The sequence below is a fragment of the Nocardia alni genome (assembly GCF_019038435.1).
Classification (GTDB): Bacteria; Actinomycetota; Actinomycetes; order Mycobacteriales; family Mycobacteriaceae; genus Nocardia; species Nocardia alni.
Map to the genome: position 1 here is coordinate 149,771 of NZ_JAGPOX010000002.1, position 12,731 is coordinate 162,501.

Annotated in this window: 10 protein-coding genes; 7 read left to right on the plus strand and 3 right to left on the minus strand. The window is 66.9% G+C overall.

Going from position 1 to position 12,731, the window contains the following annotated elements; translation table 11 throughout:
- Nucleotides 1-3 precede the first annotated feature (3 nt).
- Both JZ791_RS01745 and JZ791_RS01750 read right to left on the minus strand, forming a co-directional pair.
- A complete protein-coding gene (locus JZ791_RS01745) occupies nt 4-1,653 on the minus strand; it encodes a flavin-containing monooxygenase (RefSeq protein WP_216892313.1) in 1,650 nt (549 codons plus the stop codon).
- Nucleotides 1,654-1,709: 56 nt separating this feature from the next.
- Nucleotides 1,710-3,425, minus strand: coding sequence for a class I adenylate-forming enzyme family protein (locus JZ791_RS01750; protein WP_216892314.1), 1,716 nt, complete (start codon nt 3,423-3,425; stop codon nt 1,710-1,712).
- A gap of 141 nt (nt 3,426-3,566) precedes the next feature.
- Between JZ791_RS01750 and JZ791_RS01755 the strand changes: the two genes are divergently transcribed.
- The 7 genes from JZ791_RS01755 (at nt 3,567) to JZ791_RS01785 (ending at nt 12,203) form a co-directional block, all read left to right on the plus strand.
- The gene (locus JZ791_RS01755; protein WP_216892315.1) at nt 3,567-5,036 is read left to right on the plus strand and encodes a carboxylesterase/lipase family protein; all 1,470 of its coding nucleotides are present in this window, start codon (nt 3,567-3,569) and stop codon (nt 5,034-5,036) included.
- Nucleotides 5,037-5,162: 126 nt separating this feature from the next.
- Nucleotides 5,163-6,647: a flavin-containing monooxygenase gene (locus JZ791_RS01760; protein ID WP_216892316.1), complete on the plus strand. Its 1,485-nt coding sequence runs from the start codon at nt 5,163-5,165 to the stop codon at nt 6,645-6,647.
- A complete protein-coding gene (locus JZ791_RS01765) occupies nt 6,647-7,495 on the plus strand; it encodes an amidohydrolase family protein (RefSeq protein ID WP_216892317.1) in 849 nt (282 codons plus the stop codon). The genes JZ791_RS01760 and JZ791_RS01765 overlap by 1 nt, the downstream gene beginning before the upstream one ends.
- 30 nt (nt 7,496-7,525) lie before the next feature.
- Nucleotides 7,526-10,096, plus strand: coding sequence for a CaiB/BaiF CoA-transferase family protein (locus tag JZ791_RS01770; RefSeq protein WP_216892318.1), 2,571 nt, complete (start codon nt 7,526-7,528; stop codon nt 10,094-10,096).
- Between the two features lie 4 nt (nt 10,097-10,100).
- Complete coding sequence (locus tag JZ791_RS01775) at nt 10,101-11,255, plus strand: thiolase family protein (protein ID WP_216892319.1); 1,155 nt, start codon at nt 10,101-10,103, stop codon at nt 11,253-11,255.
- Nucleotides 11,252-11,674, plus strand: coding sequence for a Zn-ribbon domain-containing OB-fold protein (locus JZ791_RS01780; protein ID WP_216892320.1), 423 nt, complete (start codon nt 11,252-11,254; stop codon nt 11,672-11,674). Before JZ791_RS01775 ends, JZ791_RS01780 begins: the two co-directional genes overlap by 4 nt.
- Nucleotides 11,667-12,203 carry a nuclear transport factor 2 family protein gene (locus JZ791_RS01785; RefSeq protein WP_216892321.1) on the plus strand — a complete coding sequence of 179 codons (537 nt, stop codon included), beginning with the start codon at nt 11,667-11,669 and terminating at the stop codon, nt 12,201-12,203. Before JZ791_RS01780 ends, JZ791_RS01785 begins: the two co-directional genes overlap by 8 nt.
- 34 nt (nt 12,204-12,237) lie before the next feature.
- Here the strand turns inward: JZ791_RS01785 and JZ791_RS01790 are convergent, their stop codons facing one another.
- Nucleotides 12,238-12,693, minus strand: a complete 456-nt coding sequence (locus JZ791_RS01790) for a nuclear transport factor 2 family protein (RefSeq protein WP_216892322.1) — start codon at nt 12,691-12,693, stop codon at nt 12,238-12,240.
- Between the last annotated feature and the right edge of the window lie 38 nt (nt 12,694-12,731).

The window sequence follows — 12,731 nt, forward strand, 5'->3', positions numbered from 1 at the left end:
CGCCTAGGAGGTGATCACGAAGCCCGGGTAGCCGTTCTTGGTCAGGTTCTTGAGCCGGTCCACGTACTCGTCCAGCGCGCCGACGTAGGCGAGATAGGTACGCTTGCGCGGCTTGGCCGGATCGTCGTCGGCGAGATTGTCGCCGAAGAACGCCGACTTGGTCTGTGCCATCAGACCTTTCATCGCGCGCTCCTGCACCTCGTCGGACCATTCACGCTGGGCCGCCGGGTCGGCCTCCACGCGCACGATGGACTCGTCGAAGATGTGCTTCGCGAAATCGGTCATCCACTCCTGGACCTTCTCCGCGCAGCGCGGGCCGTTGCCGTGGCCGCCCTTGCCGTGCGGGCCGCCCATGATGAACAGGTTGGGGAAGCCGGCGACCTGGACACCCAGATAGGTGACCGGACCGTCCGACCACGCCTGCTCGAGGGTGATTCCGCCGACGCCGGTGATGTCGATCCGTTTGAGCGCACCGCTGAAGGCCTCGAAGCCGGTGGCGAAGATGATCACATCCGCGTCGATGTCACCGGTCTCGGTGCGCACGCCGGTTTCGGTGATCTCCAGGATGGGATTCTGCTTCAGCGAGATCAGATCCACGTTGTCCTGGTTGAAGACCTCGTAGTACCCGCTCTCGCAGGGCACCCGCTTGGTGCCGAAGTAGTGGTCGTTCGGCGTGAGGAGCGCGGCCGTGGCCGGGTCGGTGACCCGCTCGCGGATCCGCTCGACCAGGAAGTCACACCACTTCTGGTTGGCCTCGGCGCTGCTGGCGATATCGTTGGGCAGCCCCATCCACTTGGCGAACCCGGGCCCGTTCCACGCCTGCTGGAAGCGCTCCTGGAGTTCCTCGGGGGTGTACGCGGTCGTCGGCACCGGATCCCAGTCGTGCAGGAATCCGCTGAAGGTGTGCTGCAGATTCTCGAACATGTCGGGGTATCCGGCCCGGATTTCGGCCATCCGCTCGGGCGTCATCGCCTGATTGCGCAGCGGCACAGCCCAGTTCGCGGTGCGCTGGAAAACGGTCAGATGCCCGGCGGTCTTGGCGACCTCGGTGATGGCCTGAATTCCGGTGGCCCCGGTGCCGATGACGATGACCTTCTTGTTCTCGAGGGTCACGGTTTCCGCCGGCCACAGCGCGGTGTGGTACCGCTCGCCCTTGAACCGGTCGATGCCGGGAATGTGCGGGTAGATCGGCGCGGACAGCACACCGGTGCAGGTGATGACCAGTGGCGCGACGAAGGTCTTGCCGGTGTCGGTCGTCACGGTCCAGGTGTTCGCCTGCTCATCGAAAGCCATTGCGGTGACGCGTGTGTCGAACTCGATATCGCGACGCAGGTCGTAACGGTCGGCGACCGTCTGGTAATAGCGTTCGAGCTCCGGCTGACCCGCGAAAAGTTCGCTCCAATCCCAATCTTCGAGCATGTCGGTCGCGAACGCGTACTGATAGCTGTACGACTCGGAGTCCAAGCGGGCGCCGGGGTAGCGGTTCCAATGCCAGGTTCCGCCGACGTCGCTGCCTGCCTCGAGGACGCGGACCGAGAGCCCCTCCTCACGCAGCAGGTGCAGCTGATACATACCGGAAATTCCGGCGCCGATCACCAGGACGTCGAAGGTCGTCTTCTCCGTCGCGGTCGTCGCGGTCTCGGTAGCGGTCATCTGGGAACTCCTCGATAATCAATGGAAACGTGGTGGTATTCGGTCCGCGTCATGCGTCAGGCGGCTTCGGGCTCGAGCAGCCAGTCGAGGCCGAGTTCGCCGATCAGTTCGCGCTTGATGACCTTGCCGCTGGCCGTGCGCGGCAGGAATTCGTGCACGATCGCGATGCGCGCCGGGACCTTGAACTTCGCCAGCCGCTCGGCGGCGTACGCGCGCAACTCCTCGGCCTCGACCGCGCCGCCGGCGTGCACGTGGACGATGGCGACGAGTTCCTCGCCGAGTGTCGGATGCGGTGCGCCCAGGGTCGCGGCCTCGATCACGTGCGGATGACTCGACAGGCAGGCCTCGACCTCCGAGCAGTTGATGTTCTCCCCGCCGCGGATCACGATGTCCTTGACCCGACCCACCAGGTAGATGAACCCGTCCTCGTCGATGCGGCCGATATCGCCGGTGAAGAACCATCCGTCGCGGAAGTCGGGACTGTCGGCTATCCCCGCGTATCCCCGGATGACCTGCGGGCCGCGGAACGCGACCTCGCCTTCCTCGCCGATGCCCAGCAGCGCGCCGTCGGCGCCCATGATGCCGATCTCGGCGGTGGGGAGCGTGCGGCCGACGCTGGTCGGGCGGCGCTCGAAGTCGACGCCGGAGATCGCGACGACGCCCGAGGTCGTTTCGGTCATCCCGTATCCGGTGCGCGGAAGGATGTTGGGCCCCAGCACCTCCCGGGCCTCGGCGATCACGCCGAGCGGGGCCGCCGCGCCGCCCATGCCCAGGGTGCGCAGGGAGCTGAGGTCCTTGCCGCCCTCGCGTGCCGCGGTCAGGAAGGTCTGCACGACGAAGGGTGGCCCGGAGATCTCGTTGACCTTCTCCTGCTCGACCAGGCGGACCGCTTCGGGCGCGTCCCACTTGTACATCAGGATCAACGTGTGGCCCGCGTAGAGGCTGTTGTACATGGTGTTGATCCCCGCGATGTGGAAGAACGGGAACGTCACCAGCTTGCAGGAATGCGGTGCGGGGGAGACGCGCACCGCGCCGCCGTCGGCGGGAACGTCGAGCTTCACCGCGCGAATCAGCTTGTTCAGCAGCGAGGCCGAATGGTTGAGGTGGCTGTGCGCGGCCGCCTTCGGGCGTCCGGTGGTGCCGGAGGTGAACAGGATGGTCGAGATGTCCTCGGGCGAGACCTCGACCTCGGGTGCGTCGGACTGCTGCGCCGGGCGCCGATCGGTGAGCAGGTCGGCGTAGGCGACGACGCCGTCGGCGGCCGGGGACCGCACGCCGACCAGCGTCGTACTCGTCGCGCCGCCGGCGAATTCCAGGCGGCGCGCGAGTTCGGCGCGTTCCTGATCGGCGAACAGCACCCGGGGGGCGGACTCGAGGACCAGTTCGGCCAGTTCGTTGCCCTTGAGCCAGGCGTTGAACGGCACCGCGACCGCGCCCAGGAGCTGAACCGCCCCGAAGATCATGACGAACTCGGGATAATTGCGCATGGCGATGCCGACTCGATCACCCTTGGCGATCCCGTGCCGATCCCGCAGCGCATGGGCCAGCGCCGTCATCTCCGACCACATGTCGTCGTAGGACCAGTACTCGTCGCGGTAGCCGATCGCCCGGGCGCTTCCGTGGGTTCTCATCTCCGCGAAGGCATTTCGCAGCGTCCGAGGTTCGCGGTCGAAGACCTGGTACGTATGTCCGTCCACCGTGTGGTCCCGCAGCGGGAATGCCGCTCCGGGCGCGGTCAGGAGCTCGAGTCGTTCTTTGTCGGACAACGCCATTGCGTCATGCCTCCCTTTCGCTATTGTGTCATAGTAGCAAAGCTACACAATTAGACGATAGATAGGACTGCGCGCCGCCCCCCGGCGCCGCCGTGTCAATCGTGCCCATGACAACAATGACAAGATTGGCTGGAGGATGGCATGGAGGTGACGATCCCGCAGGGGACATTCCGCGGTGCGCGGGTAGGCGATGTGCTCACCTTCAAGGGGATCCCCTATGCGGACGCACCGGTCGGCGCGCTTCGCTTCGCCGCCCCGGAACCTCCCCCGCCGCACGAGGGGGTGCGCGACGCGACGGCCTACGGGCCGACCGTATCGGCGCCGCCTCAGCGTTCGGCGGTGATCGACGCGTTGCTTCCGGACCCGGTCCGCCCCGGATTCGACGGGCTCAACCTCAACATCTGGACTCCGGACACCGCGGGCAGCCGTCCGGTGCTGGTGTGGATCCACGGCGGTGGCTTCGTGACCGGGGCCGGCTCGACCACCGCCTTCGACGGCGCCGCGTTCGCCCGCGACGGCGTCGTGGTGGTCACCATCAACTACCGCCTTGCCGTCGAGGGCTTCCTGCTGCTGCCCGATCGGGTCGCCAATCGTGGTCTGCTCGATCAGCTCGCCGCGCTTACTTGGATACGGGACAACATCGCCGCGTTCGGCGGCGATCCCGGCCGCGTCACCGTCGCCGGTGAATCCGCCGGCGCCATGAGCGTGCTGACGCTGCTGGCCATGCCGCGCAGTGCGGGCCTGATCCGCCGGGCTATCTCGCAGAGTGGGGACGGTCATCACGTCCACACCGCGGAGGTCGCCTCGATCGTCACCCGGGAGTTGGGGGTCGAACTGGGTCTCGAGCCGACGGCGGAGTCCTTGGAGACAGTGCCGGTCGAGGCTCTCCATCAGGCCACCAACGCGGTGATCTCCCGGCTCAGTGCCGGTAAGGATCCTCGATTCGCGCCCTTTACCCGTCTGGTGCTGCAACCGGTCATCGATGGCGACACCCTGCCGCAGCATCCGGTCGAGGCCGCTCGCGCCGGTGCCGGCAGCGAGGTGGACCTGATGCTCGGGTGGAACGCGCAGGAGTACGGCCTGTTCTGCGCGCCGACCGGCCTCGTGGACACCCTGACCGACGAGGCTCTGCACGGCACGGTCGCGCGACTCGGTGTCGACGCCGGGGCCGTCATCTCCGCCTACCGCGAGCAGCTGCCGGATGCGGACCCCGCCGAACTGTTCGTCGCGATCCAGTCCGACTGGTTCTGCCGGGTGCCCTCGATGCGCTACGCCGAGGCGCGGCACGCGGCCGGAACTCCCGCGCATGTGTATGAATTCGCCTGGCAGCCGGAAACATTCGGCGGTCGGCTCGGCGCCTGCCACACCCTCGAGATCCCCTTCGTCTTCGATACCCTCGCGGATCCGTGGGGGGAGGGGCTACGAGGCCGGGGCGCGCCGCAGTCGCTGGCCGACACCGTCCACTCGACGTGGGTGCGGTTCGTGACCGAGGGCGATCCCGGCTGGCCGGTCTACGACGACGGTCGCCGGGTGTGCCGGATCGATATCGACAGTGTGACGGTCACCGATCCCGACGGCTACCGACGCCGGGTATGGGACGGGCGGCTCTGACCGGCCGCCCGTGGAATGTAATTGTGTTTACTACTATGATATAACTATCTTAGTTCATTGTTTTGGTGTTTGTCGCAACGATGTGCGCACGTCGCAACGTCGGGGGCGCGGAACGGAGACGTGGGTATGAAGCAGCCATTGCGGGTGGGAGTCATCGGTGCCGGGATGTCGGGACTGTTCCTGGGCTACCACCTGAAGCAGGCCGGCCTCGATTTCACGATCTACGAGAAGCGTGCCGCCGCGGGCGGCACCTGGGACACCAACACCTACCCGGGGCTGCACGTCGACGTGCTGACCCGCAACTACGAATTCCCGTTCGCGCGCAGCTTCCACTGGACCAAGCGTTACGCACCGGGCTCCGAGGTCCGGACCTACCTTCAGGGCTTCGCACGGAACCAGGACCTGTTGCCGCACATCCGTTTCGGCGCCGAGGTCGTCGCGGCGGTGTGGGAGGACGGCGCCTGGCAGGTCACCCTCGCCGACGGGTCGACCGCGACGTTCGACATCGTCGTCGCGGCCTCCGGATTCCTGCGGATGCCTTCGATTCCGAAGGTGCCGGGCGCGGAAACCTTCGGCGGGCGCTCCTTTCACTCCTCGCAGTGGGATCACACGATCGACCTGTCCGATCGTTCGCTGCGGTACGGGGTCGTCGGCACGGGATCCAGTGGGGTACAGATCACCTCGGCGCTGGGCAAGCTCGGCAACGAGGTCACGCACTTCATCCGGACGCCGCAATGGATGCAGGTCAAGGACAACCCGCCGTATTCGCTGTGGGAGCGGATCCAGATGCGGATACCGCGGCTGGCGGCCCGGTACGACGCGCGGATGGCGGCGGTGCGTGTGCGGACCGACGGCAACGAGACATGGCGTCTGGTTCCGGGGCCCGACCGCGAGGAGATGAAGCAGCGCTTCCTGAAGATGCTGCACGACGAGATCTCCGACCCCGAGTTGCGCGCCAAGTTCACGCCGACCGAGCCCCTGGGCGTCAAGCGCATCGCCAAGACCCCGGACTACTACCGCGTGGCGCAGCAGCCGAACGTGCACCCGATCTTCGGCGGGATCCAGCGGGTCGAGCCCACGGGGATCGTGGATGACACCGGAACCCTGCACGAACTGGACGTGATCGTCTGGGCCACGGGATTCGACGCGCACGCCTACATGCGTCCGATGAACGTCGTCGGGCCCGAGGGCCGCACGCTCGACGAGGCGTGGCGCGAGGGCGTCGCGGCGTTCCGGGCGATCGGTGTGCCGGAATTCCCGAACTTCTTCCTGCTGTGCGGGCCGTTCGCTCCGGTCAACTCCATCTCGATCCCGACCACGCTCGCTCACGAAGTCGGTTATCTGATGCGGCTTTTCGACGTGATCGCCCGTACGAAGCGCGGCTACGCGCCGACGCGCAAGGCCACCGACGCCTTCCTGCAAACAGTGCTGGACGCACTTCCGGGCACCACGTACTCCGAGGGCAAGAACTGGTACAGCCAGACCGTCGGCGTCCCGGTCATCTGGCCGTTCACCCGGGCCCAGCACGAGGCGCAGTACGCCGAGCTGGAGATGAACGACTTCGACGCGTACCCGCTGGAGACCTCTAAGCCCCGGGAACGGTCGCGCTGATGGCGGCACATCCGGTTTCGCGTGTGATCGACGCCCAGATCCATGTCTGGAAGGCGTCGACGCCCGAACGCCCCTGGCCCGCGGACGCGATCGCGCCGCAGCGTGCGGTGCCGCTCGAGGTCCCGGAGGTCAGCGAGTCGATGACGCGCGCGGGCGTGAGCGGCGCGCTGCTGCTGGCGCCCACCTGGGAGGGCTCGCGCAACGACTACGTGCTGGCGGCCGCGGCGGCCGAACCCGCGCGGTTCGGGGCGATCTGCCGTTTCGCGACCGACGACCCCGCGGCGGTCGAGCAGCTGGCGCACTGGCGAGATGTGCCCGGCCGGCTGGCCATTCGGATGTCGCTCAACCGTGGTGACGTCGCGGGCACGCTGGAACGCGCGACGTCGAGCGGATTCTTCACCGCCGCAGAAAAATTCGATGTTCCGCTCAGTATCTACGCACCCGGCCGCTACGACCTCTACGAGCAGTTGGCCCGCACGTACCCCGGGCTGCGGATCGCGGTCGACCACGCCGCCGTCGAGGACGACCGGCGGCCGCTGGTGGAGGCGATCGAACCGCTGCTCGCGCTGGCCGCCCACCCCGGGATCGCGGTAAAAGCCTCGGCACTACCGTGTTTCGTCCGGGAGTCCTATCCATTCCCGTCCATTACGTCGGCCGTCTACCGGTTGGTCGAGGCGTTCGGCGCTGAACGGGTCTTCTGGGGTTCGGATCTGTCCCGGTTACCGGTGCCCTACGAGCAACTGGTGGACGTGTTCGTGCACCACACCCCCGAGTTGACCGCTCCCGAAAGGGATCTGGTCCTCGGGGAGGCCATCGCGACATGGCTCGGCTGGCAGGAGGCGGCCTGACATGTCCCAGACCCATCACGGAGGAAGAGCATGACCTCATCAACAGCGAACGGACACGGTGGATCGCTCGCCGGGGTCCGGGTCATCGAAGTCGGTGATCAGCAAGGCGAATACTGCGGTTTGGTGCTGGCCGGGCTCGGCGCCGAAGTGATCAAGGTGGAACCGCCGGGCGGCAGCGCGACACGCGGCCTCGGGCCTTTCGTGAACGACGAGCCCGACCCCGAACGGTCGCTGCATTTCTGGGCGTACAACCGGGGCAAGCAGTCGATAGTTCTCGATCTCGACACCGCGGAGGACCGGGGTGAGTACGAACGTCTCGTCGCGGCCGCCGACATCGTGCTGGATTCGACGCCGCTGGGCTCTCTCGACGATCTCGGCCTGGGCAGCGCCGAGCTGCGCGCCCGCCACGAGCGGCTGATCTACGGCCGGATCACCCCGTTCGGCGAGACCGGGCCGCAGGCCCATCTGAAGGCTTCGGACCTGGTGCATCTCGCGCTCGGCGGCGTGGTGATGAACAACGGCTACGACCCGGACCCCAAGCTGGTCTACGACACACCGCCGATCGCACCGCAACTGGGCCATTCGTATGCCATCGCGGGCGAGCAGCTGGCGTTCACGCTCGTGGCCGCGCTGAGCGCCCGCAACCGCACCGGCCGCGGGCAGCACCTGTCGTGCGCGATCCACGAGGCGGTGGCCAAGAACACCGAGGGCGACCTGATGTCGTGGGTCGCGCTGCGCACCCCGTTCAACCGCCAGACCTGCCGCCATTCGGCGCCGAACGTCTCGCGTCATCGCACCATCTTCAGCACCAAGGACGGCCGCTGGTACCTGGCCATGACCCGAAATGCCAAGCTGCTCGGCCCATTCCTGGACGAGTGGGGTGTCGGCGGCACCATCAGCGACGGCAGCGAGGAGACCGAGAAGGATTCGCGGGTGCTGCCCGGTATGGAGGGCGGCGCGGCCAGCAATATGGACGTGGTCGAGCAGACCATGCGGCGGTACCTGTTCGACTCCGTGCCGTGGCGCCAGGCCCAGCAGGCCGGGCTGATGTGGGTTCCGGTGCGCAAACCGCACGAGAGCGCGCAGGACGAGCACTGGCTCGAGCGCGAGACCTACACCGATGTCGAACACCCCGAACTCGGCAAGTCCTTCCGCTACCCGACGAGCAAATGGGTGACCCAGGGCTCGAACTGGGTCACCGGCCGCCGCGCGCCGTTGCTCGACGAGGATCGGCGCTCGATTCTCGAGATCGCGCCGCGCACGCCCGCGAAGCCGCTGTATCTGCCGGGGGCCCAGCAAGAGCGACTCTCGCCGCACGGTCTTCCCTTTGCGCTGCAAGGGGTTCGAGTGCTCGACTTCACCTGGATGCTCGCCTCCGCGGGGGCCACCCGATTCCTGGCCGCACTCGGCGCCGACGTCATCAAGGTCGAATGGCACAAGAACCTGGACCCGCGCCGCGGCGGCGCCCCGGTCGGCGGACGGGAGGCGCGCGAACGGGCGACCGAACCGGTGCCCTCGCGCTGGCCCGCCGACCAGGGCGGTCCGGTCGGCGCCCAGTACAACAACAAAAACCCTGGCAAGCGCGGTATCTCGCTCAACGTCAAGCACCCCGAGGGTCTCAGACTCGCCAAGCGCATGGTCGCCGAATCGAGCATCGTCGCCGAGGGCTTCTCGCCGGGCGTGATGGAGGCGTGGGGCCTGGGCTACGACGTGCTGCGCGAGATCAATCCGAAGATCATCTACGCCAAGCAGTCCGGGATGGGCAGCAAGGGTGTCTACGGACGGTTCAGGACCGTCGGCCCTGTGGCACAGGCGTTCTCGGGCATCTCCGAGATGAGCGGCCTGCCGGATCCGTTCCCGCCCGCCGGCTGGGGCTATTCGTATCTGGACTGGTACGGCGCTTACAGTTTCGCGCTCGCGTTGCTCACCGCGGTCTATCACCGCGAGATGACCGGCGAAGGGCAGTGGATCGATGCCTCGCAGTGCGAGGTCGGCCTGTTCCTCGGCGCGGTGCCCCTGCTCGACCACAGCGTCAACGGCCGGGTCTACGAACGCGCCGGCAACCGGTCGCCCTATTCGACCGCGGCCCCCGAGGGCATCTATCGGTGCACGGGCGACGACAGGTGGATCGCGATCACCTGTGCGGGACAGGACGAATGGGAGAAGCTGGCCAAGGAGGCCGGTCATCCCGAATGGCTCGAGCGGACCGAGTTCGCGACATCCGAAGCACGGCAACGCAACCGGGCGGGCCTCGATGCGCTGATCGGATCGTGGACCGCGGAATGCGAACGGTACGGTCTGATGACGCGCCTGCAGGACATCGGGATCGCCGCCGGCGTCGTGCAGACCGCCGAGGATCGGGTCGAACGCGATCCGCAGTTGCGTTCGCTGAACTGGCTCACCGAACTGGAGGCGACCGACTTCGGTCGCTGGCCGGTCGCGGCGCCCTCGGTGTCGCTGAGCGACAACCCGCAATACATCGGGGGCCCGGTGGGGCGGGCCGCGCCGACCTACGGTGAGCACAACTACGACGTCTACAAGGAACTGCTCGGCCTGTCCGCGGACGAGGTCGACGGCCTGGCCGCCGAGGGGGTGATCTGAGCGCATGGCAGATTCCTCTCGCGCACCGGGCGCGGTTCGCGGTCGCGCCGCGATCGTCGCCGTCGGTAATACGCTGCAGGGCGAGCTACCGGGTATCGCACCCGACGAGGTGGCCGTCGAGGCGCTGCGCATCACCCTCGCCGACGCTGGGATCGATAAGTCCCGGATCGACGGCCTCATCACCTGTAAGTCCTACGGCGGGTTCGGAATCGACACCGAGATAGGCCGGCTCGCCGGGCTCAATCCCGCGTACAGCGCCACCCTCGACTACGGCACGTGCAATTTCTCGTTGCACCTGGCCGTCGCGGCGATCGAGGCGGGCCTGGCCTCCACGGTCGCCATCGTCTACGGGACCAACCAGCGCAGTGCCGGTAATCGGTTCGCGCATCCGCTGGGCCGCCAGGACGACGCGTCGGTCAACGGCTTCCTCAACGTGGCCGGTATCGCGGGCATGGCGTTCCGGCGGCATCAGAAGCTGTACGGCACAACTGAATCCGATCTCGGGCAGATCGCCGTCTCGCAGCGCAAGTATGCCCGGGAGAACCCGCTGGCGATCTTCCGCGATCCGTTGACGATCGATGACTACCTCGCCTCGCCCTATCTGGTCGCGCCCCTGCGCCGTGCCGATCTGTGCATGATCTCCGACGGCGGTGCGTGCCTGATCGTCGCGCGGGACGATATCGCCCGCGAGCTGACCGACAAGCCGGTCTACGTCCTCGGGATCGCCCAGCAGAGCGGCCTGCGCGACCGGCAGAACGACGATCAGTGGATGCGGCCGTGGCTGAAGCAGGTCGCCGAGCGGATCTACCCGGCGGCCGGTGTGGATCGTTCGGCGGTCGACGCGCTCTACATTCAGGATCCGACCAGCGTATGGGTCATGCAGATGCTCGAGGCATACGGTTTCGTGGAGCCCGGCGGCGTGGGCGACGCGTTCACCTCCGGTGCGATCGGATACGGCGGCAAGCTGCCGCTCAATACCAATGGCGGGCAACTGTCCGAGGCCTACATGTGGGGTTTCCTGCACCTGTGCGAGCTGGTCCGGCAGATGCGGGGTGAGGCCGGGCCGCGTCAGCTCGCGGATGTGCGAGTCGCTCAATACTGTTCGACCTTCGGGATGATGAAGGCCGCGAGCACGATCTTCGCCAAGGAGGTCGCGTGAGCAGCCAGGCGCCCTACGGTCTCAGCGGTGACGACCAGCCTTTCTGGGATGGCGCCCGGGAGGGACGGCTCGTGTTCCAGCATTGCGACGAGTGTGGCTATGTGCGTTGGCCCGCCGCCGGTGTCTGCCCCGAATGCCTTGCCCGCCAAGCCACGTGGGCGGAGGTCCAGGGGACCGGCACGCTGTGGAGTTTCGTCGTCTACCACCGTGCTTACGCTCCGGCATTGAAGGATCAGATCCCGTATCCGGTGGCCTTGGTCGAACTCGACTGCGGAGTGCGAATTCTGGGACGACTGGTCGATATGGATCCCGCCGACGCGGTCGTGGGCATGCCGCTGGCCGTGCGTTATCGGGAGGTCGGCGAGCACGGAGTTGTACCGGCATTCGGTCCGGCAGAGATAGGAGTTGATCATGGGTGACAACAGCAGGTTGGACCTGATCGCGGACAAACTCGAGCTCACCGAGCTCGTCACCCGGATCGCGCGAGCGGTCGACCGCAAGGATCGCGAAGGCATCCTCGCCTGCTATGCGGAGAAATCCTTCGACGATCACGGGCGGTTCCGGGGCGGCCGTGACGAATTCGCCGAGTTCATCTGCAACAACCCGGGATTCACCACGGCCTCGCCGTTCCTCTATCACCTGATGGGGCAGTCGCTGTTCGATGTCGAGGGCGACGAGGCGCACGGCGAGACGTACTTCGCGTACTGGATGCAGACCACCCCCGACTCGCTGTACCAGTCGATCGGTCGATACGCCGACTACTTCCAGCGCATCGATGGGCGCTGGCAGCTGGTCTACCGGCGGGTGGTGATCGAATGGGACGGAACCGTTCCCGCCACCAATGCCGTGCCGGGCGGTCACTTCCGGGGCACCCGGGACAAGAGCGATCCGAGCTACACCCGCCTCACCTGGCCGGAGCACCCGGAGTACAAGACGTCGATCGGCTGACGGCCGATCATCTCCCGCCGATCGACGTCGTCGTTCAGCGGGAGATCTCGTCCTTGACCTGCCTGCGCTCACGCCATTTCAGCGAGACCGACCGGTGGTAGACGCGCCATCCATCGCCGGTGCGGCGCAGCAGGTCGATGTACGAGCCGCCACCCGAGACGCGGATGATCTCACCGGGAGTCTCGGCGCGGCGGCCGGTCTCCATCTGGTAATCCGAGAATGCCCGGGCCTCGTCGCCGTCGATCTCGATGACGGTGTTGATCAACGGGTGCTGCGCGAACAACCAGGCCGGATCGGGCGCCGACAGCCGCGCGCTCATCTGCGCGGGGGTCTCGCGTTTGCCGCCCATCGGGGTGAAGTCGATGATCGCGTCCTCGGTGAAGACGAGATCCCATGCCTCCCATCGTCGTTCGTCGAGGCCGTAGGCGTAGCCACGCAGCGCGGCCTCGATCCCGATGCGGTCCTGGAGCTCGGTATCGGTGTCGTTCATTTCCTCCGCCTTTCCCAATAGTGTACGAACTTATCTTG